The organism is Streptomyces sp. NBC_01241 (assembly GCF_041435435.1).
In the GTDB taxonomy this organism is placed as follows: Bacteria; Actinomycetota; Actinomycetes; order Streptomycetales; family Streptomycetaceae; genus Streptomyces.
In genome coordinates this window covers 2,519,007-2,544,279 of sequence record NZ_CP108494.1, presented here as the reverse complement: position 1 = coordinate 2,544,279, position 25,273 = coordinate 2,519,007, and the positions used below count along the sequence as shown (strand labels likewise).

Here is a 25,273-nt window from a genome sequence, read left to right as displayed (position 1 = left end):
CGAACACACGGGCCGGTTAGTTCACGCTTCGGACGGTGACTTGACCATTGCCGCTCCGGGCCTTGACCACGTGGCTGCTGTCGTCGCTGCGCGGCGCGTCCACCGAGACTCTTCCGTTGTCGGCGACGGCGTCCACCGCATACCTCACGGAGCCGGTCGGCAGGTCGATGGTGATCCCTCCGTTGTCACTGACGGTGTCCACGAGATCCGGCACCGAGGCGAACCCCAGCCGGACCATGCCGTTGTCGGACCGCGCAGACACGGACTTGGCCGAAATCCTTTCGGTGACGATGCCCCCGTTGTCACTCTCCAGCCTGAGCGGCCCACTGGAGTCCCGGACGGTCACCTTCCCGTTGTCGGCGCGGAGGGTGAGCGGAGTGTCGAAGCCGGACGCGACGATCTTCCCGTTGTCCCCGTCGACGACCACCGCCACGCCACGCGGCACCTTCACCTGGTGCTCCGAGGCACAGTCGCTGATGATCGCGCTGCACTTCACCTTGAGCGTGAGCGTGTCGTCCCGCATCTTCCACTGGGGATCGGGCCCGTTCCCCAGAACCACCCACCCGCCCACACGACGGGTCACCTCGACCTTCCGCACATCGGCCGGTACGAGCTCCAGCGTCGACTGCCCGGAATGGATGGTCAGCGTCTTCCCACTGAGCGCGAACGACTTGTGCTCGGCGGGCGCGTCCTTCGCATCCGTCCCGCCACAGCCGGTGAGCCCGAAACCGAGCAGCACGGCTCCGGCGGACGCGATGAGAGTGCGGGTACGGAGTGCCACGATGAACTTCCCCCAAGTCGTACGGCGGGTGGTCCCCGACGGTGTGCCCTTCACCGTACGTACGCCGCCCCACCGGCAGAATCCGGACGGCTACCGTATGAGGGGTGGGGATATCCCCCGCACGACACCTCGGCCACACCACGTCCCCGGCCACCGTGGTCACTGCCGTCCCCTGCCGTCCCCTGCCGTCCACTGCCGTCCACTGCTGTCCCGGCACCGTTTGTGACCGTGGGCCGTAGTCCATGTACGCTGTTGCTTCATCCACGGGTGCGTAGCTCAGGGGTAGAGCGCTGCTCTTACAAAGCAGATGTCGGCGGTTCGAAACCGTCCGCGCCCACCAGTCAGAACGCCCCCGCAGCGACTCGCGGCGGGGGCGTTGACGGTAGTACTTGACGGCAGTTCCTCATGCGCATCGGGTAGCGGTGGGCTGCGTGAGTAGAAACCTTCTCGACGGGTTCAAGTGCCCGCGCAAGGCGCGGGCCGGCCCCTTGTGCCCGGCCCTCTGCGCCTTCGGCTCCCAGGCCGGGCCCCTGGGGCCGCAGCGAACTACGGCTCCTGAGTCGAGAACCAAGCCCGCGGCTTCAAGACATGCCTCCGGCGGGGGCGCTCAAACTCCGGGATGGACGGGGGGCCGTTCGCGAGTGCCGGCGGATTCGTGGCGAGCGTCGTGGGCTCCCATCCCGCCCACCTTCGACCCAGGCAGAGCCGAGCAATCGTGGCCCAGGGCGTCAAGGTCGTTCGTACAGTGGCGCGCTCCACCTTGACGCCCTGAACCACGCCCGCTCCACGGTGTGTGGGTCGAAGGCGGACGGGATGGGAGCTGGGGAGAGTGGTGGGTGGAGGTGAGGATGGAAGCTCGACGAAGCGACCCAAAAGGGCGCATATCCGTCACTTATCCGCTCGGTAGAACTCGATGTCCTTGTTGACGAACAGGTGCACGTATCCGCACCGCCAGCAGATTAGGCCCGTGGCTTTTTCGTCAGCCCAGGCCAACTTCAGGAACTCCATCCCAGCGCTGTTGAGCAGGACACCCCGTTCTCGGAACAGGTCACCCTGGCAGACCAGGCACTCGAGCCAGACATCCCCCAGTGCTAACACGTACCGGCTTCGCCATCGAGTGAACGCCCCCGTCCTTGCCGTGTGGAGAGAACGAGACTACGTGGCAGGCCGGGCCGCTCAAAGCTCACCGTAGGAGTCCAGCAGCGCCGTACCGCAACCCCAGCAACCGCCCCCGTCCGCTACCGTCTCTCCGGGGCCTCGTAGCGGCCGGAATGGCCGTCGCTGGCCGATCTCGCTAGAGCTCCGGATCAGAAGGTGACCGTGCCATATCCGTGCCAGATCGAGCGGTCAGCCGCGGTCAACTGGAGCGAGTCGCGGTGCGGATACCCGTTAGCAGGCTCAGGCGCCCCAGACGGTTGGTGACCAGCGAGGACACGTTCGTGATCGGCGCCAGGCCTACAAAGCAGATGTCGGCGGTTCGAAACCGTCCGCGCCCACCAGTGCAAAGGCCCCCAACCGATCATGGTTGGGGGCCTTTGACATCCACTTTTGACATCAACGGTTGCGGTCACCCACGGTCGGGACGCTGCCGCTTCAGCATGCGGTCCAGGTAGCTCACGGCCTCGCGCTGAGTGTCCTGGACGACGTGGGTCGTCAGCCGGCCGCCCTGGCGATGATGCGCTCCATCTCCTCTGGGCCGAAGGCCCGCAGAGTCGTGGAATGGACGTTGCCCACCCCACCGAGCTGCAGGAGTGCTGCCGTGGCAGTTTCGTCGTCGGGCGCCTCGACGATGGCCACGAGGTCGTATGGACCGACGGTCCAGTAGATGCTCAGAAGCTTCGCCCCGAGCTTCTGTACCGCTGCCCCGAAGTCCTCGGCGCGCTTTGCGGTGTCCTTGTAGTTTCGGACCCCTTGATCGGTCCAGCTCAGCAAGGTGACGTACGTCGGCATGCTCTTTCACCTTCACGAGGAGACACATTGTGAGGCCAAGCCTGGACATCTGGGCTAGAACCTGCACGAGATACGCACCCGAACGGGCAATACGAGCGACCACAGGCATCAAGGGGCAGGCTGACATCAGCGGGGGCGGTTACTCACGGCCGGGGCGCCGCTTGAGCATGCGGTCCAGGTGACTCACTGCCTCGCGCTGGATGTTCTGGACGACGTGTAGATGGTGACGTCGGGTATGGGAACTGTCTGAATGCCTGTGGTGATCAAGCCTCGCGGTGTCGGCGCGGGAGGTAGGGGCTGAAGTGGTCGGCGACAATCTCTGCGATCGCATCGGCATCGCGTGAACCGTCGACTTCGATCACGCGGATGCCGGGCCGGTGGGCGGTGCCGACGGCGTCCTCCGCGACGAGGCGGTCGCGGGCGAGGCGGTTGGCCTGTGCTCGGACCGGATCGCTGACGCGGTGTCCGAGCGAGGCGGCTCGGGGTAGTTCGCGGAGCCGGTATTGGCGGAACTCTGGCGTGTGTCGGCGTACACGTGAACGTCCCCAGCCCTGTACAGATAATTACGGCCGTCCTACGCCCGGGGCAGGATGTGTGCCGCGTTGCGCAGCTCGTTCTGGCTAGGGGATGATCCCCACCAGGCCGTTTCCTCCCTTCGTACACGTGAAAGTGCTTGCACAGCACTGTTCCCACCCGGTAGGCGTGCTGAGCAGGACCAGCTGCGACCACCGGTCGACGGCTGATGACCGCCCGCGAAGCCACAGCCCCAGCGGTTCCGCCGTCACATCGGCAGCCGTCGGAGAAGACGGACGGCTGGATTCCGGCAGCACGGACACGACGTCCTGGGCCGGGTGCCCGAACAGGTCGACACCGTCCCACACCACAGGAGTCGCTGCCGGCGCACCCACGGACGTACCGACATCGATGCTGATACCGGTGAGGGCGTCCGTACGACCGGGCCCGCCTCCGGCGACGGTCAGCACCACGTCGCCAAAGGTGGCGATGGCGTTCCACGCGGGGTCGAAGAGCACTCCGGAGAGCCATGCGTCGTGGGCGTGACGGAGTTCTGCGTAGTCGGCGCGTGTCAACGACATGCACTGCATTCCCCAATGGCACCTGGGCGCCGCCGCCAGCATCACACCGACCTCATCAGGGGCATCCCGAACCTGAACGTCCCGGCCCCGGCCGGCAGGGCCACGCCGATCCCCGGCAACAACTCCAACATCACGTCATTGTGCCCTCGCTTCGGTGGGCCAGAGCCGGGTACGTTCATTGCCGTCGTGCAGGAGGCGGCGTGCGGTGTTCCGGCGGGGACTCACGGGGAACTGCGGCTCCCGGCAGGGGCCACAGCCGGCAACACCGAAGTCGGTGTCTGGCAGGTCGGCCCCCAACTCGCCCCGCCTCGCCCCTGAAGTGGTGATCACATGTCGGGTGGGCCGGGCACGGGGCGGGGAGTTTCCAGGCGAAGGACGAGTGCCCGCAGGGCGCGAAGTTCGGTGTCCAGGGCCTGCGCGCCTTTGCGGCTGAGGGTGATCCATGTTCGGGGGCGCCGACCGGCGTAGCCCTTCTCCATGGTGATCAGGCCTGAGTCCTCAAGCACCTTCAGGTGCCGGGAGAGGTTTCCGTCGGTGACGGCCAGTTCCTTCTTCAGGAAGCCGAACTCGACCCGGTCGGCTTCGTGGGCGACGGTGAGGATGCCGAGCCGCACGCGCTGGTGGACCGTATCGTCCAGCGCCTGAGTCGGATGCAGTCCTTGCTGGTCGTCCGGCGTAGCGGCGCTCACGAGATGACCGTACGCGCACCGGCGGCGTCGGGCGCGGCTCGGCGTTGGGCCGTCGTCCACTCGGACAGACCGGCGAGGAGCAGGATGGCGGCGAGCAGGAGCGCCTTGGCCTGCGGTCCGTCGGTCCAGCCGGGGTGGGCGGGGTGCGCCCAGGGGAGCCACCCAGTGCCCCAGGAAGCTCCCAGGTAGCCAGTGAGCAACAATGCGTGAGTGGTGCCGGCCGCTGCGGCGATCCAGCTGCGTTCGGCCATGCCGAGGGCCAGGAATCCGATGCCGACCAGGTACCACGGGGAGGCGTAACTGTTCTCCAACAGTTCGGCCTCCCATGGCTGGTTCCTGCCGAACAGCAGCATTGCCAGTGCTGCCGCGATCGCCACGGTAGTTGCTGCGGTTACACCAATCCACACCCTGCGGCGGGGGACGATGCCTCGATTCTCGCCACGCAGGCGATACCAACGGGCGAAGACGAACCACGCCAGGGGGAGGAGCGCGAACCACATGCCCCAGGCCGCGAAGCGCAGGACGGCGCCGTCGAACTCGCCCTGCAAGCAGGGAGTTCCCGGCTCATGGACGACACACAGGCCGGTCAGTTCGGCGTAGGCGAAGGCTGGATAGGACCCGATGTTGCGTCCGTGGGCTCCAAAGTTGAAGGCGTACCTGGCGACCGGAGCGGCCGCCAGCGCGAGGAGGCCGAAGCCGAGGAGGGGGACCCAAGAGCCGTTCAGCTGCGTGCGGGTTCTGACCCGCAGGCCTTCCGTCGCTGCCAACAGGCCGGCCGCGTGCGCACTCGGTTCGGACTCCGCGCCGCTCAGTGCGGGTGTTCCCATGATTTCCCCCTGTGGTCGCGCTTCGGCAACGCTGAGAGGCGAACCACCGGATGGCCGTCCGCCGAACATTAACTTTGCAATGCAAAGTACATGGCAGTCAAGAGTCACGTGGCGCGCCGTCCTACCCAAAGCGCCTCCTCCGAAAGACAATTCACGGTCGGAGAGGGCAGCAACCAACCGCTCGGACACCCTGCGATCACTACGAGACAGGCGGTACAGCAGCGGCGTACAGCGACCATCGCAACCACCCCCGACCCTCGGTAGCTCCAGGCAGCCGAGGGGCCGACCGAAGAGGCCTCGGCGACCACTCCGCCCGTAGTTCTGCCACCAGGGAGTCTCGGAGATGGGGGCCCACATCGGGCTATTGCAGGCAGGCGAGGAGTCAGTCCGATTCGCAGCCGGCGTGCGGGCCCCGATCTCTCGCCAAGGGCAGTTCGAACCACCCGTCTGGACCTTTCGGACTGTGCGTGAGGTGCGATCGCAAGAGGCTGGGGGGCGAGCCCATGGGCGGCCGCAAAAGATCGGCGGCGCCTCCTGCGTCCCCATTCCAGAAGGAGCGTGATCAGCGTGGCCCGGAACCGCCGTCTGATCCTGAGCTCACCGTCCGAGGTTTGGCGCCTGCTGGCCAATGGCCGCCGCTACGGGGAGTGGGTGACAGGAACCCAGCAGATCCTTTCCGCGGACCCGCACTGGCCCGAAGTAGGCGCCCGGCTGAAAGTCCGAGTCGGCGCCGGCCCTCTGACCCTCGACGACACCTGCGTCGTCCGTATCTGTGAACCGCAACACCGCCTGGAACTGGAAGCGAAGGCAGATCCCTTCGGTGCAGCCCGCATCGCCATGAACTTGGTCCCCTGGGGCGAGAACACCCTGTTCACCCTCGACTGGCACCCCCTCCGGGGTCCCGGCACCCGGATGCACGGGCTCCCTGTCGATTACGTTGTTGCGGTCCGAAACGGCATGATGCTGACGAAGCTGGCCCGGATCGCGGCACGCGAGCACGGTGGAAGCGCTTGAGGCACCTTCCAGAACCCCGGAGACTCCCCGTCGCGACCGCGGGGGGGGGGGGGGGGGGGGGGTACACAGCTCGGCAGGCGACAGCGGTGGCTGAGCGTGAACCGGTTCGAGCGGTGGGGATCGCTCGAACCGTGGCGACGATCGCCGTGGAGACGCGCTCGGCCGGATGGGGCCGAGCCAGTGGTCTGGCTGACCTCGGACGTACGAAGCCGCCCCCTGCCCCGGCCGTAGCAGGACCAGGGGGCATGGTCTCCCGGGCCGGACAGCGGCGCGCTTCGTTCCCCCGTCGATGATGAAGTCCGCGCCAGAGGTGGTGGCGTACGCGACTTCGCGTGACACCGGATCTGGTCAGCGCGCAGCGGTTGTCGCGTCGCAATGCGCGCTGATCGCAGTCAGTACGGCCAGGAGCGCCGTGACCAGGGTCTGCGGGCGGCACGCACGGGTGCGCTCCGCGGTGCGCTCCGCCGTGGCGGGCCGGAACGCGGCAGTGAACATCGGGACGGCCGCCGGGTGAGGCCGCCGCGTGGCTTGCTCACCGCCGTGGGCCTTGGTCAGGCCCCCTCCGAATGGATGTCGACGGTGATCACGGCGTCCTTGATGGCGGCCTGGACCGCGGCGACGATGGTCTTGGTGTCCGCACCCGTGCCGACCTGGCCCGCGAGTGCGGTGATCGCGGCGGACTGAGCGGCCAGGGTCTTGTCCATGCGCCGGATGCGGGCCTGCATGTCCTTGAGGATGCTCTGCGGTTGCCACGTCGGATTCGTTTCGTGGTCCGCCGCGTCGGCGGGTCCGCCGATCGCGTCCGTCTTCCATACGGCGTCGAAGATGTCCTTCTTGGTGATCCCCGCCATGGGGTCCTCCTCCTGGTCGGAGCCGGGGTCCCAGCTCGCGGGATGCTTCAGCCGCTCGGCTACATCGGCCCGGAGCCGGACCATCGTGAAGCCGCGGGGGTCGACCTTGTCCGCGCTCCACTCCAGGTGGCCGATCACGCTCTTCGCCGACCAGCCGTGAGCCCGGCACAGCGCGGCCTGGACGCGGACAATCGCCTGGTACTGCGCCTTGGGCCAGGGGTCTTTGCCGTCGCCGAGGTTCTCGCACTCCCAGCCGTAGAAGCGCGCATTGCCGTCGATTCCGTTCGCGTTGCCCTTCGTGGGCGGGGTCGGGCGGGTGCCGTAGGACTCGGCGATGACCTGCTCCAGCACACGCGGGTCGCCGCCACCGGCGTGGTTGGCGCGGCCCCAGCCGACCATGTGTACCCGGCCGTCCTTCGCGATCATCCCGTGGCACAGAGGACCCGGCAGATCCGCGTAGCCGTCGCGGACGATGCGGACCGTGGACGCGGTGCCTTTGGTGACGGTGTGGTGCACGATCGACCCGTGGACCGGACCCCACGGCCCCTTCGGATTCCGGTTGTGCGTACGCCAGTTACCGACTTCTACGATGTGTACGCCTTCCGCCCGCAAAGCGGATATGACCCGTGCGGCAGTCAGGGGTTGTGCCATGTGGTTCTTCCTTTCGCCCTGAGATGTGTGCGACGTTCCGGGACGTGCCCACTTCGCCTTCTCTGCCCAGAAGTACCGACCATGCCACATGCGTCGAACTCGCTGCCGCAACCATGTACTTCGTATTGTTCGCCCATGCCCGTGCGGGCGTCGGCCGTTGCGAAGGAGCGACTGCCGACCGCGACCGCTTACAGCGTGGATTCGCGCTGGGGGCGCAGGTTCTGACGGGCAGTGGGGCCAGGTGGTCGCCCGCTTCTGCGGGGAAATGGCGCGGCACCCCGAGGATTGGCAGGGGGGCACCTCTCCGTTCCGGCGGGGGGTCGTTCCGTACCGGGGCGTCGTCCCCTCGGCCGCGCCGCGTGCGTCGGCCGCACGGTCACCCGCGCGTGCCAGGGACTCCTGGACGGCTCGGTGGGTGGCTCGTGCGGCCGATGGGGGTAGGGGGCGTGCTCTGTGTCGGATCAGGCGTTGGGGCGCTTGCCGTGATTGGCGTTCTTCTTCTTGCGGGCGCGGCGCTTGTTTCCTCGTTTGGCCATGGTGGACATCTCCCTTATTCAGGACTTTTCGGGCGTTCGTCAGTTTAGGTTCGACCCGGTGCAGCCGCATCAGAGGTGCGGGCCGCCCGGGCGCGCAACGCGTCGGCGAACCAGGCGAGGGAGGGTATCGGATCGTCCGGGGGAGGCCGGGCGTTGATCACCGCGAGCAGCTGTGCGTACCGCAGCCGGCTGGGGTGCGGTCGGTCGGCGGCACGATTCCGTGGTCGGCGTAGAACCGGATGGTCCTGACCGTCAGCCCGGTGCACCGGGCCAGGTCACCGATCGAGCAGAGCGCTTCGCCGTTCATGCCCCCACTCGTTTCTCCCTTGTCATCCGCACCAACTTCACCGTCCCGTAGAGGGATTCATGTCCTACGGCCACCCGCCGCCTGCGCGGGAGTCCCGCACCGGGCTCATCGTCACCGGTTGTGAGCTGGACGCGGTGATTCGGTGACCCGCGGCGGAGGCGGAGATCGTCAACCGTTCCGGTGCACGGGCGTCCTGCATCGTCTTCGTGGAGTTCGTGGAGTTCGTGGACGGGGACGGTAGGCGCCACGCCGAAGGGCTCGCGTCGGCGTCCGATCTGGACGTCGGGCAGAAGTCGCTGGAAAAGGCGCAGGGGCCGGGGGAGTTCCCGGGCAAGGTCACGTGCCGGATCGCGAAGGTGTCGCGGTACCCGGCACCGTAGCCCGGCCGAAGGCGCCTCTCGGCGCCTCACCCGTTCGGGTGCGTCGGGTGGACGCCCGGAATGGTGCCACGCAGGGTCGGTTCTGTCTCGCAGTCCCGCTCCGGCCTAGGAGGTTCCATGGCACACTCAGCGCCCACGCCGGGCCCGGCCCGTACTGTCGATCAGGGAGAAATGGACCCCTGGGCAGCCGGCGGAGTCATGTTCGCCGGCGTGCTGCTTCTCGTCGACGGCGTCCTCGGAGTGATCAAGGGCATCACCGGTATCGCCACCGACGACGTCTACGCGCGCGTCAGTAACTACACGTTCAGGTTCGATGTGACCACATGGGGATGGATCCACCTCGTCCTCGGCATCGTCCTCGGATGCGTCGGCTGGGGCATTCTCAAGGGCGCCGTCTGGGCTCGTGCCACGGGTGTGGTGCTTGCCTCCGTCAGCCTGATCGTCAACTTCATCTGGCTGCCGTACCAGCCGGTCTGGGCGATCGTCTCCATCGCCATCGACGCGTTCGTGATCTGGGCCCTGTGCACGGCGACCACGAAGGCGGTCATCTGAGGAAGCGGGTGCGTGAGGGAGCGGGCCATGGGGGAACGGGAGAGGGAGAGGGTTGCGATGCCGGAGGAGAACGCGGAAGAACACGTCGCTCTTGCCGCCGAGGCGTACGTCTACGGCTGTGCGCTGGTCCACGACCTGTCGACGGTCGAGGACTTCATGCAGACGGGCTCCGGCGCGCTGCCGCCCGCTCCCTTCAACCACTTCGCGCAGGCCGGCCGGCCGGTGGCCCCCGACGCGCACTTCGCGTCGGTCGGTGATGACCACACGATCCACTCCCTCGCCCATCTCGACCTCTCCGGCGGTCCGGTTCTCCTCCATGTCCCCGACACGGACGGTGCGTACTACGTGCTGCAGTTCGTGGACGCCTGGACCAACAACTTCGCGTACGTCGGCCGCCGTGCCACCGGTACGGAGGCCGGGGACTGGCTCGTCGTGCCGCCCGGCTGGGCGGGCCATGTGCCCGACGGGGTGCGCGGGGTGATCGACGCGCCGACCTCCGTCGTCACCGTCATCGGACGCGACGCCTGCGACGGTCCGGACGACAGGGAGCGGGTCCGCGCGCTTCAGGCCCGGCTCGCCCTCACGCACGTCGAACCCGGGACTCACCGCACGGGCCTGCCCGCGCCCGACCCCGACGTACCGGAGTCGCTGCGCTTCTTCGAGCAGCTCAGGGTGTGGATGGCCGACTTCCCGCCGGCCGCGGCCGACCAGGCGTATCAGGACCGGTTCCAGCCGCTGGGGCTGCTGGAGGAGGGGCCGTCGCCGTACGTGTCCGTCGGCCCCGGACTCGTACACGCACTGACCGAGGGCCTGGTACGGGGCAGGGCACGGGTGGCGGAGGCGAGCCGGCCCCCGGTGGCGGACGGGGACTGGGCGATGGACCCGCATCTCTTCGACTACAACCTCGACCGGTACGGCGTCGGGACCATCGACTCCCCGCAGTGGCGGATCGCGGACCGGGAGGCCTCCTACCTGACCAGGGCGGTGGCGGCGCGGAACGCGCTGTGGGGGAGTCACGGCTACGAGGCGGTGTACGCCCGCGCGTACCGCGACGCCGACGGTGAGCGGCTGAACGGCGCCCACTCCTACGTACTGCGCTTCGAGCGGCAGCCGCCGGTAGGGGCGTTCTGGTCCCTGGCCGCGTACGGCACGCAGGGCCACCGCCTCGCCGGGAACCCGGCCGGCCGGTCCTCGATCGGTGATCGCACCCCGGGTCTCGTCTACGAGGAGGACGGGTCGCTGACGCTGCACATCGGGAGGGAGCGCCCGGCCGGCCCGGCCGCGGCGGCGAACTGGCTGCCCGCGCCCGGCGGGGAGTTCCGGATGGTGCTGAGGCTCTATGTACCGGGGCAGGAGATCCTCGACGGTACGTACGAGATCCCCGCCGTCGAACGGAGCGGTGCGGGGTGAGGGGCGAGAGGTGACGGGCCGGGTTCCGGCCGTTGTCAGTGGGACGGGTCACACTGGAGTCATGTGCCGCAGCATCAAGACCCTTCGACCGCCCGCCCTCCCCGAAGAGGCCACCGAGGAGGAGATCCGGGCCGCCGCCCTGCAGTTCGTACGCAAGGTGTCCGGCTTCCGTACCCCGGCCGCGCACAATCAGGAAGTCTTCGACCGCGCCGTCGACGAGATCGCCGGGGCGACCGCCGGACTGCTGGACGGTCTGGAGATACGGGGTGCGGTCAGGACGCCGTAGTGGCCGTCGCGGGCGCCGCCGTCCGGGCGGCCGCCTCGGCTGCCGGGCGGCGCATGACGTACGCGGCGAGGGCGCCCGCCGCGAACAGGGCGAGGACCGAGACGGCCGTACCCACCCAGGTCGCGCCGAGCCACTGGCCGCCGAAGTAGCCGAGGCCCACGCTGTAGCCGGCCCAGGCCACGCCCGCCAGCGCCGACCAGGGCAGGAATTCCTTGACCTTGCGATGTGCCGCGCCCGCGCCCAGGGAGACGACCGAGCGGCCGGCCGGGGCGAAGCGGGCAATGATGACGAGGATGCCGCCACCCCGGGCGAGGGCGGCGCCGAGGCGTTCCTGTGCCGAGGTGAGGCGGCGGGAACGGGCGATGGCCCGGTCCAGACGTTCGCCGCCGCGCCAGGCCAGCCGGTACGCGACGAGGTCGCCGAGGACCGACGCGGAGGCGGCGCACAGGATCAGCGTGAGGAGCGAGGGCACCTGGGACACCTGCTCGGCGGCGTTCGTCGCGGAAGCGGTCCCCGCGACGGTCGTCGAACCGGCGGCGACCGCCGTGGCTGCGGCGATCACCAGGACTCCGCTGGGCAGCACGGGCAGAAAGACGTCCAGGAGCACCGAGAGGGCGACCACGGCATAGATCCATGGGCTGCCGGTCAGCGCACCCATACTCTCAAGCACCTACTACTCCCCGATCAGGAACAACGCCGCGACGTCGCAGGGGAGCGGCAGGAGCGGCAGGGCCAGCTCTACAGCGTACGCCTGACACTCTTGCGTTGATCTATAAATACGGATGATGTTGGGAAGCTCACGTAAGCCCGCAAATGGGAAGTCCGGGTTCCGGCGTGGGAGATGCGGGCAGTGCAAGCGGTGTATGTGGCGTAGGTGATGTGCGGTGCAAGCGGTGTAGGTGATGTGCGGTCCGGACCGTGGGTGATGTCCGGACCGGCCCGTGGGCGGACGGGCCGGTCCTGCACTGGTCAGGCCATGGCGGCCGTCAGACCGTCACGGCCGGTGCCTGCTCGTGTGCGCGGTCCTCGACGCGTTTCGCGCCGCCCCGGCGGAACAGTCGGTCAGGGCCGGCGCGCCGGGGCCGGTGAAGACCAGCAGGAGGAAGGCCCAGCAGAAGACGGCCGAGGGCTCGCCGCCGTTCTGCAGCGGGAAGAGTGCCTCGGGCTGGTGGACCTTGAAGTACGCGTACGCCATGGAGCCGGAGCAGACGAGGGCGGCGACGCGGGTGCCCAGACCGAGCACCACCAGGCTGCCGCCGACGAGCTGGATGACCGCCGCGTACCAGCCGGGCCAGGTGCCGGCGGGTATGGAGCCGCCGCCCATCGCGCCACCGAGGACGCCGAAGAGCGAGGCGGCGCCGTGGCAGGCGAAGAGCAGGCCCACGACGATCCGGAACAGGGCGAGGGCGTAGGGCTGAGCCTGATTCAGGCGTAGGGCTGAGCTTGATTCAAGCGTGCGTGCATGGGGGGGAGGGCTCCTTCGGTCTGGTGGGGACGTGAACCGATTGAGCGCTCAAGATTAGGAAAACCTTACCAATGCTTGCAAGTTCAACATTCTGTCGAGCGGCTGAAAATCGCCCTGCTCTCGCTGGTCAAGGTTCGGCTCAGCACCGCCTCCAACTGCGCATATTCCTTCACTGCTTTGGCCTGAACCAATGGCGGTGCAACTTTCCGGCCACGTCGGGGTGGGTGTCATGGGCGGGGTGCCGCGGCGGAAGCCGGCTCCGGGAGGCCCCGGAGGCTGCCTCGTAAACCCGGGGTGGCCTCGTGAACGGGCGCGCGGGGGTGCGCAGGTCAGCTGAAGGACGCGGGTGGATGTGCGGCCCTCCCGCGATGCGGTGCTGCCTGCCTCTGCTCCGGGCCGGGTGAGGGGCTCCCGGGGTGCCCGGTGCGCCTCGCCCGCGCCAGGACCTGGCCGCTGCCGCTCCGCGGGTGCGCGGGGCGTGCCGGGCGCGCGGGTCTTCGTCATCGGTGGCCGTACTCGGCCGAAAACGCGCCGGTGGCTCCGAGCCCGCGCCGTCCTCGCGCCCTCCAGGGGGCCCTCCCCGGGCCCCTCCCGGGATACGCGTACGGAGCCGTGCGGTGTGCACGGCCCCGTACGGTGTGGAACGACGGGGGAGGGGCGGGTGGGTTCAGCAGCCGTTGAGGACGGACTGCAGGGCGCTCTTCTCGGCCGAGTCGACCGTGAGGTTGTAGTAGTGCTTCACGTGCACCCAGGCGCGCACGTACGTGCAGCGGTACGCGGTGCGCGGGGGCAGCCAGGCGGCCGGGTCCTTGTCACCCTTGGACTGGTTGACGTTGTCGGTGACCGCGATGAGCTGCGGTCGGGTCAAGTCGTTGGCGTACGCCTGTCGTTGGGCGGTGGTCCAGCTGCTGGCGCCCGACCGCCAGGCTTCGGCGAGCGGGACCATGTGGTCGATGTCCACATCGGAGGCGGCGGTCCAGGTGGCGCCGTCGTACTCCGAGTACCAACTGCCGCTGACGGCCGCGCAGCTGGAGTCCTGCTGCACATTCGTACCGTCGCGCTTGAGGACGACCTCGCGGGTGTTGCAGGTGCCCGACTGGGTGATCCAGTGCGGGAACTTGTCGCGGCTGTAACCGGTCGACGAGCCCTCCGCGGAGACGGTCAGCTGGCTCAGGTAGGTGCGGGCGGTCGATGCCGACACCGGGGTGGGCATGGCTGCCTGGGCAGTGGGGGCGGTGAGCAGCCCGGTGGTTGCGGCGAGGGCGGCGGATGCGGCGACGACAGCGATGCGACGCGCGTAGATACCTGACATGCGAACTCCCTTGACGTGGGGGGACCTTGGACGGGTGACCCGTAGAGCCCGGCCATCGTGGCGGCGCCAGGTTTCCGTGGGGTGGGCGCCAGGTAACAGGGTGGCGACATGGGCACGTCACATCAAGGGTTCTGACCGACCGGGCTGGAGCATGGGGGCGTACGTCCCCATCTGTGCGGGCGTACGTGCTGATGCGGCGGCAATCCGCCTCTGGGGCGGGTCGGTTCGTGCCCGTGATCCGGGTCGGGCCGGCCGTAGAGTTACGGCGTGCTGCTTCCGGTCGACATCACGCTCGGGGTCGTCCTCGCCCTGCTGCTCGTGGCGGCGGTGGCCGTCGCCGCGCTGGCCTCGCTGGGACGGTCGCGCGAGATTCTGCTGGCCGGGCTGCGGGCCGCGGTCCAGCTCGCCGCGGTCTCCCTGCTCATCGGCTGGGTGGTCCGTTCGCTGCCGCCGCTGCTCGGGTTCGTGGCGCTGATGTACGCCGTCGCGGTGCGGACCGCGGGCCGCCGGATCACCCGTAATCGCACCTGGTGGTGGGCGGCCGTGCCGATCGGGGCGGGAGTCGTGCCGGTGGTCGTGCTGCTGCTGCTCACCGGACTCGTCCAGGTCCGGGGCATCGCGCTGATCCCGGTGGCCGGCATCCTCATCGGGGGTGCGCTGACCGCGACCGTGCTCGGCGGGCGGCGGGCGCTGGACGAGTTGACGACCCGGCGGGGGGAGGTGGAGGCGGGGATGGCGCTCGGGCTGCTCGACCGTGACGCGAGGCTGGAGATCGCCCGGCCCGTGGCGGCGGACGCGCTGTTGCCGGGGCTCGATCAGACGCGGACGGTGGGGCTCGTCACGTTGCCGGGCGCCTTCGTGGGCATGCTGCTCGGCGGTGCCTCACCGGTGCAGGCGGGGGCCGTGCAGTTGTTCGTACTGGTGGCGCTGATGGCCGTACAGGCGGTGGCCGTCGCCGTCATGCTCGAACTGGTGGCACGGGGGCGGCTGCACCGGGACTGAGGCCCGCGGGACCGGTCGCGCCGAGGCGGGGGCCAGGAGGCAGGGGTCAGGGGCCGGAGTTCGGGGTGCTGGGGCCGGGTTGCCGAAGGGTGGCTATCGCGCGCTGATGTGCAGCCGGATCGAACCGTCGGCCGCCGCTTCCACCCGGAGGCGCGTCAGGTCCTCGACGTGCGCGTCGGGGGAGAGTGCCGCGGCCCGCGGGCCGACACCCACGACGCGCATGCCCGCCGCCCGGCCGGCCGCGATTCCCGCCTCCGAGTCCTCGAAGACGACGCAGTCCGCCGGGGCGAAGCCCAGCTCGGCGGCTCCCTTGAGGAAGCCCTCGGGGTCCGGCTTGCTGGCGCCGACGCTCTCGGCGGTCACGCGGGTGGCGGGCATCCGCAGCCCGGACGCGGTCATCCGGGTCCGGGCCAGCGCGGCGTCGGCCGAGGTGACCAGGGCGTGCGGGAGCGCCGCGATCGCGTCCATGAAAGCGGGCGCGCCGGCGACGGGCGCGACGCCGTCGGTGTCGGCGGTCTCCTCGGCGAGCATCGCCCGGTTGTCCGCGTAGTTCTGTTCCATGGGGCGGTCCGGGAGGAGCACCGCCATCGTGGCGTACCCCTGCCGCCCGTGAACCACCTTGAGTGCGGCCTCCGGGTCCAGCCCCTCCCGCAGCGCCCAACGTCGCCAGCAGCGCTCCACGACGGCGTCGGAGTTCACGAGGGTGCCATCCATGTCCAGAAGGAGGGCGCGAGCTGTGAGGACGGTGGCCGGCATGGGCGGGCTCCAGAGCGAGGAACGGGGTGGGGGGAAACGCAGAAACAAGGGGGAGGGGGCGAGGGGGACATGTCGCAGGAAAGAGAAACAAGCAGCCTCGCCCGCCGGTCAGGGGGTGGCGGGCGGAGGCTACTTTGTTCCATCACGATACAAAAACCTGTCCGGGAAAGCCAATCCGGGTGGATCGCGATCGTCGGGCCGGATGCCGCCCGCAGGTCGCCGTAGCCCTCGCGGGTCCTCCCGCGGCTCCCGAGCCGACTCCCGCCGGTCCCGTTCGGCAGGCCATAACCGTGCGGAACGGCCAGGATGGGGATGTAGCGGACCCGAGGAGATATTCCATGGCCCAGCATCCGAGCCCCCCGGCCCCCGGCGAGGGCCGCTCCACGCGGTCGGTCATGGTGGCCATCGGTGCGCTGCTCCTCGGCATGCTTCTGGCCGCACTCGACCAGACCATCGTCTCCACCGCGCTGCCGACCATCGTCAGCGACCTCGGCGGCCTGGAACACCTCTCCTGGGTGGTCACGGCCTACCTGCTGGCGTCGACCGCCGCGACCCCGCTCTGGGGCAAGCTCGGCGACCAGTACGGGCGCAAGAAGCTCTTCCAGACCGCCATCGTCATCTTCCTCATCGGCTCGGCGCTCTGCGGCGTTGCCCAGAACATGCCGCAGCTCATCGGCTTCCGCGCACTTCAGGGCCTCGGCGGCGGCGGCCTCATGGTGCTCTCGATGGCGATCGTCGGCGATATCGTCGCGCCACGCGAACGCGGCAAGTACCAGGGCCTGTTCGGTGCGGTCTTCGGTGCGACGAGCGTCCTCGGGCCGCTCCTCGGCGGCTTCTTCACCGAACACCTCAGCTGGCGCTGGGTCTTCTACATCAACCTGCCGGTCGGCGTCGTCGCGCTCCTCGTGATCGCCGCAGTCCTGCACATCCCGGTCCACCGTACGAAGCACACCATCGACTACCTCGGCACCTTCCTCATCGCCTCCGTCGCCACCTGCCTCGTCCTCGTGGCCTCGCTCGGCGGCACCACCTGGGCCTGGGGCTCGGCGCAGATCATCGGTCTCGCCGTGCTGAGCGTGCTGCTGCTGATCGCCTTCGTGCAGGTGGAGCGCCGCGCCGCGGAGCCCGTCATTCCGCCGAAACTGTTCCGGATCAGGACCTTCAGCCTCGTCGCCGTCATCAGCTTCGTGGTCGGTTTCGCGATGTTCGGCGCGATGACCTATCTGCCGACCTTCCTGCAGGTGGTGCACGGCATCACGCCGACGATGTCCGGTGTGCACATGCTCCCGATGGTGGCCGGTCTGCTCCTCACCTCGACCGTGTCCGGGCAGATCGTCAGCCGCACCGGCCGCTGGAAGGTCTTCCCGATCGCGGGCACCGGTATCACCGCGATCGGACTGCAGCTCCTGCACCGGCTCACGGAGACCAGCAGCACCCTGGAGATGAGCGTCTATTTCTTCGTCTTCGGGGCCGGACTCGGTCTGGTGATGCAGGTCCTGGTGCTGGTCGTGCAGAACGCCGTCACGTACGAGGATCTCGGCGTCGCCACCTCCGGAGCCACCTTCTTCCGCTCCATCGGCGCCTCGTTCGGTGTCGCCGTCTTCGGCACGATCTTCACCAACCGGCTCATCGGCAAACTGACCGCGGTGCTGGCCGGCCGCACCCTGCCTTCCGGGGCCGGCGCCGAGGGGCTGGCCGCGGACCCACGCGCCATCGGCAAACTGCCGCCCGCGCTACGGCCGTTGGTGCTCCACGCATTCTCGACGTCGATCACCGACGTGTTCCTGTACGCGGCCCCCGTCGTGGTGGTCGCCTTCGCCTTCGCCTGGTTCCTCAAGGAGGACAAGCTGCGCGGCTCGGTGACCGCGCCGGAGCCCACCGAGACCCTGGCGACGAACCCGGTCGAGCGGTCCTCGTACGACGAATGCGCCCGGGCCCTCTCGGTGCTCGCCACCCGAGAAGGCCGCCGCGAGGTCTACGTGAAGATCACCAAGAGGGCGGGGTACGACCTGCTGCCCGCGGCGAGCTGGATGCTGCTGCGGATACGGCGGCACGGCACGGTCGAACCGGCCATGCTCGCCGACGTCGCCCCGGTTCCGCTGCGGGTGGTCAGCGAGGCGGCGCGTCAGCTGGAGGAGCGCGGACTGGTCCGGCGCGAGGGGATACAGCTGGTGCTCACCGAGACCGGCGAGGAAGCCGTGGTGGAGCTGGCGAAGGCCCGTGAGGATTCGATGGCCGAGCTGCTGGGCGACTGGTGGGGGCCGGAGCGGCCGACCGACCTGGTACGGCTCGTGGCGGAGCTGACCGCAGAGACGGGCGGGTCGACCAGGGAACGGCCCCACTGCCCCGAGCCGAAGCGGGACCACGCGGCCGGACCCGCGTGAGTCGTCCGTAGACACCTGGGGTCTTTCGTTCGGATCGTGCCCGCCACGCGAGCCGGCGTGATCCAAACGAAAGACCCTAGAGCTCCTTGGCGAACCAGTGCTCCGCGTACTGCCGCCGGTGGAACGCCGGGACCTCCCGATAGCCGTGCTTGGCGTACAGCCCCCGTGCCTCGACGAGGTCATTGCGGGTGTCGAGCCTGACCGCGCGTATGCCGAAGGCGCGCGCCGCGCTCTCGACGGCCGTCAGGAGCAGCCCGCCGCCGCCCGTACCGCGGTATGCGGGGCGTACGAACACCCGGGTCACCTCCGCGATGTCCGCGTCCACCACCAGCAGCCCGGCGCAGGCCGCCGGTTTCCCCTCGAACCGGCCGACGACGAACTGGCCGGTGGATGGAACGAGCCGGTCGGCGCCGTCGTCGGTGAGCCCCTCGTCGATCTCCTCGGCGGTCGCGGGCCGCCCCCAGTAGCGGCCGGCGACCTCGGCGTAGTAGTCCCGGCGCAGCAGCGCGGCATCGGGGGAGTCGAAGGGTTCGGGGGTCATGGTCCAGGTCATGCCGGTCATTCTGACCTGAGCGTGATCGCAGGAGCGATCCCATTGTTTCGCGGTCACCACCGGCCGGTGCCGTCGGATTCGCAGGACCACCACCCGCACCAGCACGGGAAAGGACGCGGACACCACCGATCCGGTTCCGGTTTCGGTTCCGGTCCCGGCCGGGGGCGTCGGCCGGGACCGGCTCGTACTGGCCCGGACCGTCCCGGCATGAGTGGCTTTCGGTCTTTCTTTCGAAAAAGGAGGATGACAGTCAGGCGAAGAGGGGGTTGATTGTGTCTACCCCATAGCGCAATGCGAAGGTTTCACAGCACGCCCAGGTCGAGGGACGAGTACAGAAACGGCGGGAGGGTCGGCTCAGCGTGGCGAATGCGGAGCACAGTGTGCGCGGAGACGAGGCGACGGGGGCGAGGACCGGGGCCGCCCGGGCCCTGCTCTGGCTGGTTGTGGCCGCTCTGGCCGTACGGCAGATGGCGGTGGTGCTGCGACAGCCGCCGGGGGAACGGCTCACCGATCTGGAGACCTGGATCGGTGAGAACGGCGTCCTGCATGTGACGGGCTCGCTGTACGCCAGCGACCGGTTCACCGGCACCCCGTTCGCCGGACTCGTGCTGAAGCCACTGACCCGGACGGCGGAACAGAGCCTGGGCGTCGCCTGGACCTTCGGTTCGCTGCTGCTCGTCGCCGCCCTGGGTGTCGTCGCCGCCCGCGCGCTGCCGGGCCCGGTCGCCCGTCGTACCTCACTGCCGGCCGCCCCGGTCGCGATCAGCCTGCTGATGCTGTCCCTGCCGGTCCGTAACACGTTCCACCTCGGGCAGACCAGCATCCTGCCGGTCCTGCTGGTGCTGCTGGCCTGTTTCGCGGTCCGCGGGGAACGCGCCTCGGGCCTCCTGATCGGGATCGCGGCCGCGCTCCAGCCGACCGTACTGCTCTTCGCGGTCCTGCTCTGGTTCACCGGCCGCCGACGGGCCGCGGTGACCGGCGGCACCGCGTTCGCCGCCTGCACGGCCCTGGCCTGGGCCGCGATGCCGAGCGACTCGTGGACCTACTGGGTGCACCATGTCGCGGGCGCCGGGCTCGGTGACAATCCGGACAGCCTGGCCAACCAGTCCCTGCACGGTGCGCTGCTCCGGTTCGGTCTGGCGGGCCCGCTCGAAATCGTGCTGTTCGTGGTGCTGGCGGCCGCCGTCTGCTACCTCGGGCTGCGTCGCGCCGTACGGTACGCCCGCGACGGGCAGCTGCTGCTCGCCGTCGCCGTGACCGGCTGCGTCACCGTCGCGGTCTCGCCGACCGCCTGGCAGCACCAATTGCTGTGGGTGCTGCTCGCCGTGGTCGGCCGGGTCGGCAAGCGGGCCTCCGACCGGCTGGTGTGGCCGGTGGTGGTGGTGCTCGTGATCACGCTGCCGGGGAAGATGCTGCTGCCGAACATGGCCGCGGTCTTCCCCCTGCGCGACAACGTGCTGCTGATCGTGGCACTCGGCGCGGCCTGCGCGGCACCGTTCCTGCCGCGCACCTCGCCGTACTGGCAGCGGCCGATCCCGACCGACTACGCGGACCCGGTTCCGGCCCGCTGGCGCCGCGTTCCGCTGCTGCCGTTCTGGCGGCGGGTGCTCAGCCGGCCCAACCTGCTGCTGGAACTGCTCCTGATCAGGGTCGTGTACTCCGCGTACGCGCAGGTCAGGCTCGCGGCGACGGCGGGCCGCGCCACCGCCGAACACCACGGCCGTCAGATCCACTCCCTCGAACAGTGGCTGCACATCGACATCGAGCACTGGGCCAACCACGCGGTCGTCGAGGCCGGCTGGCTGAAGGCCTTCTTCGACTACTACTACTCGACGTTCCACTTCATCGTGCCGCTGGCGATTCTCGGTGTGCTGTACGTACGACGCCCCGCCGACTACCGCTGGGTCCGCAGCTCCATCGGCTTCGCCACGCTTCTCGCACTGGTCGGCTTCTGGCTCTACCCGCTGGCCCCGCCGCGGTTGATGCCGGGGCTCGGTTTCATCGACACGGTCCATGGCGTCCAGGACTTCGCGAAGCCGGACTACGGAGCGCTGACCGAGATGACCAATCAGTACGCGGCGATGCCCTCGCTGCATTTCGGCTGGTCGCTCTGGTGCGGCGTGGTCGTCGTCATGCTGGCCCCGAAGCCGTGGATGAAGGCGCTGGGGCTGCTGCACCCTCTGTTCACGGTCTCCGCGATCATCGCCACGGCCAATCACTGGGTGCTGGACGCGGTGGGCGGTGCGGCTGTCGTCGCGCTCGGCTTCGGGCTGACCCACGTCCTGTCGGGGCCCCGGAAACTGTGGTTGCCGGCTGTGCCGACGGCGGAGAAACCGCACGACGACCTGGCCGTTTCGGTGCCGGTACCGAGACCGACGGGCGACGCGGTGGCCGGCAAGCAGCATCAGAGCCAGGGCCTGTAGGGCGCACGAAGTCGGCAGGGCGCACGAAGCCCTGAGACGCCGAAGGAGTGCCGGGACGAAACCGTCGTTCCGTCCCCCTTCGGCATGGATCGCCGCCCGACCAGCATCCGCCCATCGGCCCGGGTCCGCCGCTCGAACGGCTCAGCGGAGCCGAACGGCTCAGGAGGACGTCCCCAGGGCCCAGGTGGCGAGGGACAGCGTTGCCATGGACACCACCGTCGAGACCACCACGGAGTCGCGGGCCAGGCGGGTGTCCAGGCCGTACTGCTGGGCGTAGATGAAGGCGTTCTGAGCGGTCGGCAGCGTGGAGCAGAGTACGACGGCCAGCAGTTGATGGTCCGGCAGACCCAGCAGCGGGCCGCCGACGGCGAAGGCGATCAGGGGCTGGACCAGCGTCTTGAGCGCGACGGCCACGACGACCTCCGCACGTTTCGTACGCACCCCGGCCCCGTCGGGCTCCGCACGCTCACTGCAGGGCTCCGCGCGCTGCGTTGCCGGAACACCGGTCGCCGGGCGGACGTTCAGGGACAGCCCCAGCGTGATCAGGGCCGTCGGTACGGCGGCGGCGCCGAGGACGTCGCAGGAGTGGGCGAGGGCGTGCGGCAGTCGCAGTCCGAGCGCGGAGACGACGACACCCAGCAGCGAGGCCATGATGACGGGGTTGCGCACCGGCATCGTCAGCATCCGCCGGAACACCAATCCCTTCCCGGAGCCCGCGCCTGGCCCTGCCCACGCGCCCGCCCCCGTGTCCAGCAGTGTCAGGATCACCGGAGAGACCAACAGCACCTGGAACAGGATGATCTGAGCGACGAACGACGCGTCGCCGAGCACCTGTACCGCCACCGGAATACCGAGGTTGGCGGAGTTGACGTAGCCGGACGCCATGCCGCCGATCGCCCGGTCGGCCGTGCCCCGGCCGAAGAGCCGGCCCGAGACCACGAAGCCGAGACCGCAGACCAGCGCCGTACCTGCCGCGAAGGCCACCATCGAGGAGTTGGCGAAGGCGTCGAGACGCGCCCCGGAAACCATGCTGAACAGGGCGGCGGGCATGGCCACATGGAAGACGAACCGGCCGAGCACGGCCTCCGCCTGCTCCCCGAGGAGACCACTGCGGCCGACCGTGTAGCCGATCGCAGTGAGTATCCAGATGGGGGCGAAGGCGGAGAGCAGGGCGTGCATGCCCGCCATGATCCTCGCGCTGTTGTGCGCTTCCCCGCCGGGGGTTCGGGCGGGGTGCGCAGTCAGTGCACGGCGTCGACGGCGGTGCTGACCTGGAGCTGTTTGATCCCGTTGAGCCATGCCGAGCGCAGCCGCCGCGGGTCGCCGACCAGCCGCAGGTCCGGCATCACATCGGCGATCGCGTTGAAGATCAGGTTGATCTCCATCACGGCAAGGGACTTGCCGAGGCAGAAGTGCGGACCGCCGCCTCCGAAGCCGAGGTGCGGGTTGGGATCACGGGAGATGTCGAAGGTCTCCGGGTTCTCGAAGACCTCGGGGTCGTTATTGGCCGAGGAGTAGAACATCCCGACCCGGTCGCCCTTCTTGATCTGCTGCCCACCCAGTTCGACGTCCTGGGTGGCGGTCCGCTGGAAGGAGACCACGGGGGTGGCCCAGCGGACGATCTCCTCGGCGGTCGTGTCCGGCCGTTCCCTCTTGTAGAGCTCCCACTGGTCGGGGTGGGTGAGGAAGGCGTGCATGCCGTGACTGATGGCGTTACGGGTGGTCTCGTTACCGGCGACGGCGAGCAGGATCACGAAGAAGCCGAACTCGTCGGAGGAGAGGTTCCCCTGCCCCTCCGCGGCGACCAGCTGGGAGACGATGTCCTTGGCCGGGCACTCCTTGCGGGCGGCCGCCAGGTTCATCGAGTACGAGACGATCTCCATGGCCGCCTCGGTGCCGACCTCCTCGGTGATCGCGTACTCCGGATCGTCGTACGCGGCCATCTTGTTGGACCAGTCGAAGATCCTGGACCGGTCCTCCTGCGGTACGCCGATGAGTTCGGCGATGGCCTGGAGCGGCAGTTCGACGGCGATGTTCGTGACGAAGTCGAAGGAGCCGTCGTCGTCGGCCGCGGTGAGCGCCGTCTCGACGATCGAGCGGGCGCGACTGCGCAGGGCCTGCTCCAGGGAGCGGATCGCCCGTGGGGTGAAACCCCGTTGGACGATCTGGCGGACCCGGGTGTGCTCGGGCGGGTCCATGTTGAGCATGATCAGTTTCTGGACCTCGATCTGGTCACGGTCGATCGACTCGTTGAAGCGGATGACCGCGGTGTTGGTGTTCGAGGAGAACAACTCGGGGTGTGTGGAGACGTACTTGACGTCCGCGTGCCGGGTGACGACCCAGTAGCCCTCGTCGTCGAAACCGGAGATACCGGCCGGCTGGGTGCACCACCAGACCGGTGCGGTCTGCCGCATCTGCGCGAACTCGGGGTGCGGTATGCGGGCTTGGAGCAGATCGGGGTCGGTGAAGTCGAACCCTTCGGGCAGATGGGGGCAGGGCATCGGCAACTCCAGGTCGGTCCGAGAGCCGCCCGAAAGATGTCTGACGACCCATCAGAAGTTGCCCGAAAGGTAGTAACGAGTTCTACAACTGGCAAGAGGGGTGGCCCGATCTGTTGCGTGAAGAGTGGGTGAGGCAGGCATGAAGTGGACGCAAGGTGCGTGCACGACCCTTGCGTACCGGGGGTAAGCCTCATAAGACTGCACGGAGAACTAGAACGCGTACTAGTTCCTTCCGCGGGCGCCGGGACGCCCCTGCGGAAGTGTGAGGAGAGGACGAGCTCATGGCTGCGGAACCCGTCATCGTCGAAGCCGTACGCACGCCCATCGGCAAGCGCGGAGGCGCGCTCGCCAATCTGCATCCCGCCTATCTGCTGGGCGAGACCTATCGAGAACTCCTCGGCCGCACCGGCATTCACGCCGACTGCGTCGAACAGATCGTCGGCGGAACGGTCACCCATGCCGGCGAACAGTCGATGAACCCGGCCCGCAACGCCTGGCTCGCCGTGGGCCTTCCGTACGAGACCGCCGCCACCACCGTGGACTGCCAGTGCGGCTCTTCGCAGCAGGCCTCCCACATGGTCGCCAACATGGTCGCGGCCGGAGTCATCGACATCGGGATCAGCTGCGGCGTCGAGGCCATGTCACGGGTGCCGCTGGGCAGCGGCTCCAAGCACGGACCGGGCAAGCCCTGGCCCGACGAGTGGAACGTGGACCTGCCCAACCAGTTCGAGGCCGCCGAACGCATCGCCCGCAAACGCGGACTGACCCGGGAGAACGTCGACTCGCTCGGGCTGATCTCGCAGGAGCGCGCGGCCGTCGCCTGGGCCGAGGAACGGTTCAAACGGGAGACGTACGCGGTCCAGGTGCCGACCACCGAGGAGGAACAGGCGGCCGGACAGGGCATGTGGCGCCTGGTCGACCGGGACGAGGGGCTGCGGGACTCCACGATGGAGGGGCTCGGCCGGCTCAAGCCGGTCATGCCCACCGCGGTCCACACCGCGGGCAACTCCTCGCAGATATCCGACGGCGCCTGCGCGATCATGTGGGCGTCCAAACGGATGGCGCGCGCGCTCAAGCTCAAGCCGCGCGCCCGGATCGTCGCACAGGCACTGGTCGGCGCCGACCCGCACTTTCACCTCGACGGACCGGTCGACGCGACCCGCGCGGTGCTCGGCAAGGCAGGGATGTCGCTCAAGGACATCGACATCGTCGAGATCAACGAGGCGTTCGCCTCGGTGGTGTTGAGCTGGACCCAGGTCTTCGGACAGGACCTCGAAAAGGTCAACGTCAACGGCGGCGCCATCGCGCTCGGCCACCCGGTGGGCGCCACCGGGGCCCGGTTAATCACCACGGCCCTGCACGAACTGGAGCGCCGCGACAAGGAGTTCGCACTGATCACGATGTGCGCGGGCGGCGCGCTGGCGACGGGGACGATCATCCAGCGACTGTGACGCGCGGCCCGTCCGGCGGGCAGGGCCCCGGACCGGAGGTGTTGCCAGGTGTACCTCCGGCCGGGTGTCCAGGCCGGTACCGGCGTCGCGTGCGGCTG

General features: G+C 69.1%; 23 protein-coding genes, 1 tRNA gene and 2 pseudogenes. 10 read left to right on the top strand and 16 right to left on the bottom strand.

Annotated features, from left to right (window positions below):
- Positions 1–16: 16 nt before the first annotated feature.
- Positions 17–781, bottom strand: coding sequence for a DUF4097 family beta strand repeat-containing protein (locus tag OG306_RS11080; protein WP_371665253.1), 765 nt, complete (start codon positions 779–781; stop codon positions 17–19).
- 265 nt (positions 782–1,046) lie between these two features.
- On the opposite strand from OG306_RS11080, the gene OG306_RS11075 reads away from it, so the two are divergent.
- Positions 1,047–1,121: transfer RNA gene (locus tag OG306_RS11075), tRNA-Val, on the top strand.
- 1,227 nt (positions 1,122–2,348) lie between these two features.
- Here the strand turns inward: OG306_RS11075 and OG306_RS40900 are convergent.
- The 5 genes and pseudogenes from OG306_RS40900 to OG306_RS11055 all read right to left on the bottom strand — a co-directional run.
- Positions 2,349–2,432: pseudogene (locus OG306_RS40900) on the bottom strand (tyrosine-type recombinase/integrase); the annotation flags it as partial.
- 2 nt (positions 2,433–2,434) lie between these two features.
- Positions 2,435–2,731, bottom strand: coding sequence for a GYD domain-containing protein (locus OG306_RS11070; RefSeq protein WP_266745933.1), 297 nt, complete (start codon positions 2,729–2,731; stop codon positions 2,435–2,437).
- Positions 2,732–3,351: 620 nt separating this feature from the next.
- Complete coding sequence (locus OG306_RS11065; protein ID WP_327259333.1) at positions 3,352–3,825, bottom strand: hypothetical protein; 474 nt, start codon at positions 3,823–3,825, stop codon at positions 3,352–3,354.
- Positions 3,826–4,151: 326 nt separating this feature from the next.
- Positions 4,152–4,514 carry a transcriptional regulator gene (locus OG306_RS11060; protein WP_266745931.1) on the bottom strand — a complete coding sequence of 121 codons (363 nt, stop codon included), beginning with the start codon at positions 4,512–4,514 and terminating at the stop codon, positions 4,152–4,154.
- Entirely contained in the window at positions 4,511–5,341 is an 831-nt protein-coding gene (locus OG306_RS11055) for a hypothetical protein (protein ID WP_266745930.1), read from the bottom strand. Before OG306_RS11055 ends, OG306_RS11060 begins: the two co-directional genes overlap by 4 nt.
- A 567-nt stretch (positions 5,342–5,908) precedes the next feature.
- Between OG306_RS11055 and OG306_RS11050 the strand changes: the two genes are divergently transcribed.
- On the top strand, positions 5,909–6,355 hold the full coding sequence (locus OG306_RS11050; RefSeq protein WP_266745929.1) for an SRPBCC family protein: 447 nt from the start codon (positions 5,909–5,911) through the stop codon (positions 6,353–6,355).
- Positions 6,356–6,906: 551 nt separating this feature from the next.
- Here OG306_RS11050 and OG306_RS11045 read toward each other — a convergent pair.
- From OG306_RS11045 to OG306_RS11035, 3 genes and pseudogenes are all read right to left on the bottom strand, one after another.
- Complete coding sequence (locus OG306_RS11045; protein WP_266745928.1) at positions 6,907–7,857, bottom strand: N-acetylmuramoyl-L-alanine amidase; 951 nt, start codon at positions 7,855–7,857, stop codon at positions 6,907–6,909.
- Positions 7,858–8,318: 461 nt separating this feature from the next.
- A complete protein-coding gene (locus tag OG306_RS11040; protein ID WP_015034725.1) occupies positions 8,319–8,393 on the bottom strand; it encodes a 50S ribosomal protein bL37 in 75 nt (24 codons plus the stop codon).
- Between the two features lie 184 nt (positions 8,394–8,577).
- Positions 8,578–8,700, bottom strand: a pseudogene (locus tag OG306_RS11035) (MerR family DNA-binding transcriptional regulator); the annotation flags it as partial.
- Between the two features lie 206 nt (positions 8,701–8,906).
- On the opposite strand from OG306_RS11035, the gene OG306_RS11030 reads away from it, so the two are divergent.
- The 4 genes from OG306_RS11030 to OG306_RS11015 all read left to right on the top strand — a co-directional run bounded on the left by OG306_RS11030 (position 8,907) and on the right by OG306_RS11015 (position 11,328).
- On the top strand, positions 8,907–9,080 hold the full coding sequence (locus OG306_RS11030) for a hypothetical protein (protein ID WP_266745927.1): 174 nt from the start codon (positions 8,907–8,909) through the stop codon (positions 9,078–9,080).
- A 117-nt stretch (positions 9,081–9,197) separates the two neighbouring features.
- On the top strand, positions 9,198–9,632 hold the full coding sequence (locus tag OG306_RS11025) for a DUF7144 family membrane protein (RefSeq protein WP_266745926.1): 435 nt from the start codon (positions 9,198–9,200) through the stop codon (positions 9,630–9,632).
- Positions 9,633–9,689: 57 nt separating this feature from the next.
- Positions 9,690–11,042 (top strand): DUF1254 domain-containing protein, encoded by a 1,353-nt coding sequence (locus tag OG306_RS11020; protein WP_371665252.1) that lies wholly within the window; start codon positions 9,690–9,692, stop codon positions 11,040–11,042.
- A 61-nt stretch (positions 11,043–11,103) separates the two neighbouring features.
- A complete protein-coding gene (locus tag OG306_RS11015) occupies positions 11,104–11,328 on the top strand; it encodes a DUF2277 domain-containing protein (RefSeq protein ID WP_266745924.1) in 225 nt (74 codons plus the stop codon).
- On the opposite strand, the gene OG306_RS11010 is transcribed toward OG306_RS11015, so the two are convergent.
- From OG306_RS11010 to OG306_RS11000, 3 genes are all read right to left on the bottom strand, one after another.
- On the bottom strand, positions 11,315–11,998 hold the full coding sequence (locus OG306_RS11010; RefSeq protein WP_266745923.1) for a DedA family protein: 684 nt from the start codon (positions 11,996–11,998) through the stop codon (positions 11,315–11,317). The genes OG306_RS11015 and OG306_RS11010 overlap by 14 nt on opposite strands.
- A 324-nt stretch (positions 11,999–12,322) precedes the next feature.
- A complete protein-coding gene (locus tag OG306_RS11005; protein ID WP_266745922.1) occupies positions 12,323–12,712 on the bottom strand; it encodes a DoxX family protein in 390 nt (129 codons plus the stop codon).
- A 748-nt stretch (positions 12,713–13,460) separates the two neighbouring features.
- Entirely contained in the window at positions 13,461–14,105 is a 645-nt protein-coding gene (locus OG306_RS11000) for an HNH endonuclease family protein (protein ID WP_266745921.1), read from the bottom strand.
- Positions 14,106–14,372: 267 nt separating this feature from the next.
- Between OG306_RS11000 and OG306_RS10995 the strand changes: the two genes are divergently transcribed.
- Positions 14,373–15,107, top strand: coding sequence for an ABC transporter permease (locus OG306_RS10995; protein WP_266745920.1), 735 nt, complete (start codon positions 14,373–14,375; stop codon positions 15,105–15,107).
- Between the two features lie 93 nt (positions 15,108–15,200).
- Here the strand turns inward: OG306_RS10995 and OG306_RS10990 are convergent, their stop codons facing one another.
- Positions 15,201–15,863, bottom strand: a complete 663-nt coding sequence (locus tag OG306_RS10990) for an HAD-IA family hydrolase (protein ID WP_266745919.1) — start codon at positions 15,861–15,863, stop codon at positions 15,201–15,203.
- A gap of 338 nt (positions 15,864–16,201) precedes the next feature.
- On the opposite strand from OG306_RS10990, the gene OG306_RS10985 reads away from it, so the two are divergent.
- Positions 16,202–18,247 (top strand): MFS transporter, encoded by a 2,046-nt coding sequence (locus tag OG306_RS10985; protein WP_266745918.1) that lies wholly within the window; start codon positions 16,202–16,204, stop codon positions 18,245–18,247.
- Between the two features lie 76 nt (positions 18,248–18,323).
- Here OG306_RS10985 and OG306_RS10980 read toward each other — a convergent pair whose 3' ends face one another.
- On the bottom strand, positions 18,324–18,800 hold the full coding sequence (locus OG306_RS10980) for a GNAT family N-acetyltransferase (protein ID WP_266745917.1): 477 nt from the start codon (positions 18,798–18,800) through the stop codon (positions 18,324–18,326).
- A 428-nt stretch (positions 18,801–19,228) separates the two neighbouring features.
- On the opposite strand from OG306_RS10980, the gene OG306_RS10975 reads away from it, so the two are divergent.
- Positions 19,229–21,223, top strand: coding sequence for a bifunctional glycosyltransferase 87/phosphatase PAP2 family protein (locus tag OG306_RS10975; protein ID WP_371666226.1), 1,995 nt, complete (start codon positions 19,229–19,231; stop codon positions 21,221–21,223).
- A 159-nt stretch (positions 21,224–21,382) separates the two neighbouring features.
- On the opposite strand, the gene OG306_RS10970 is transcribed toward OG306_RS10975, so the two are convergent.
- Positions 21,383–22,411 (bottom strand): AEC family transporter, encoded by a 1,029-nt coding sequence (locus OG306_RS10970; protein ID WP_371665251.1) that lies wholly within the window; start codon positions 22,409–22,411, stop codon positions 21,383–21,385.
- Positions 22,412–22,464: 53 nt separating this feature from the next.
- Positions 22,465–23,724 carry a cytochrome P450 gene (locus OG306_RS10965; RefSeq protein ID WP_327259335.1) on the bottom strand — a complete coding sequence of 420 codons (1,260 nt, stop codon included), beginning with the start codon at positions 23,722–23,724 and terminating at the stop codon, positions 22,465–22,467.
- A gap of 281 nt (positions 23,725–24,005) precedes the next feature.
- Between OG306_RS10965 and OG306_RS10960 the strand changes: the two genes are divergently transcribed.
- Positions 24,006–25,175 (top strand): steroid 3-ketoacyl-CoA thiolase, encoded by a 1,170-nt coding sequence (locus OG306_RS10960; RefSeq protein WP_266745914.1) that lies wholly within the window; start codon positions 24,006–24,008, stop codon positions 25,173–25,175.
- Positions 25,176–25,273: the final 98 nt, after the last annotated feature.

Bases quoted from the DNA above. Each gene is read 5' to 3' on its own strand.
- OG306_RS10985 (WP_266745918.1), top strand. From the start codon at position 16,202: ATGGCCCAGCATCCGAGCCCCCCGGCCCCCGGCGAGGGCCGCTCCACG.
- OG306_RS11045 (WP_266745928.1), bottom strand. From the start codon at position 7,857: ATGGCACAACCCCTGACTGCCGCACGGGTCATATCCGCTTTGCGGGCG.
- OG306_RS11000 (WP_266745921.1), bottom strand. From the start codon at position 14,105: ATGTCAGGTATCTACGCGCGTCGCATCGCTGTCGTCGCCGCATCCGCC.
- OG306_RS10990 (WP_266745919.1), bottom strand. From the start codon at position 15,863: ATGCCGGCCACCGTCCTCACAGCTCGCGCCCTCCTTCTGGACATGGAT.
- OG306_RS11020 (WP_371665252.1), top strand. From the start codon at position 9,690: ATGCCGGAGGAGAACGCGGAAGAACACGTCGCTCTTGCCGCCGAGGCG.
- OG306_RS11055 (WP_266745930.1), bottom strand. From the start codon at position 5,341: ATGGGAACACCCGCACTGAGCGGCGCGGAGTCCGAACCGAGTGCGCAC.
- OG306_RS10960 (WP_266745914.1), top strand. From the start codon at position 24,006: ATGGCTGCGGAACCCGTCATCGTCGAAGCCGTACGCACGCCCATCGGC.
- OG306_RS11025 (WP_266745926.1), top strand. From the start codon at position 9,198: ATGGCACACTCAGCGCCCACGCCGGGCCCGGCCCGTACTGTCGATCAG.
- OG306_RS11070 (WP_266745933.1), bottom strand. From the start codon at position 2,731: ATGCCGACGTACGTCACCTTGCTGAGCTGGACCGATCAAGGGGTCCGA.
- OG306_RS11065 (WP_327259333.1), bottom strand. From the start codon at position 3,825: ATGTCGTTGACACGCGCCGACTACGCAGAACTCCGTCACGCCCACGAC.
- OG306_RS10965 (WP_327259335.1), bottom strand. From the start codon at position 23,724: ATGCCCTGCCCCCATCTGCCCGAAGGGTTCGACTTCACCGACCCCGAT.
- OG306_RS10970 (WP_371665251.1), bottom strand. From the start codon at position 22,411: ATGGCGGGCATGCACGCCCTGCTCTCCGCCTTCGCCCCCATCTGGATA.
- OG306_RS11015 (WP_266745924.1), top strand. From the start codon at position 11,104: ATGTGCCGCAGCATCAAGACCCTTCGACCGCCCGCCCTCCCCGAAGAG.
- OG306_RS10980 (WP_266745917.1), bottom strand. From the start codon at position 18,800: ATGACCTGGACCATGACCCCCGAACCCTTCGACTCCCCCGATGCCGCG.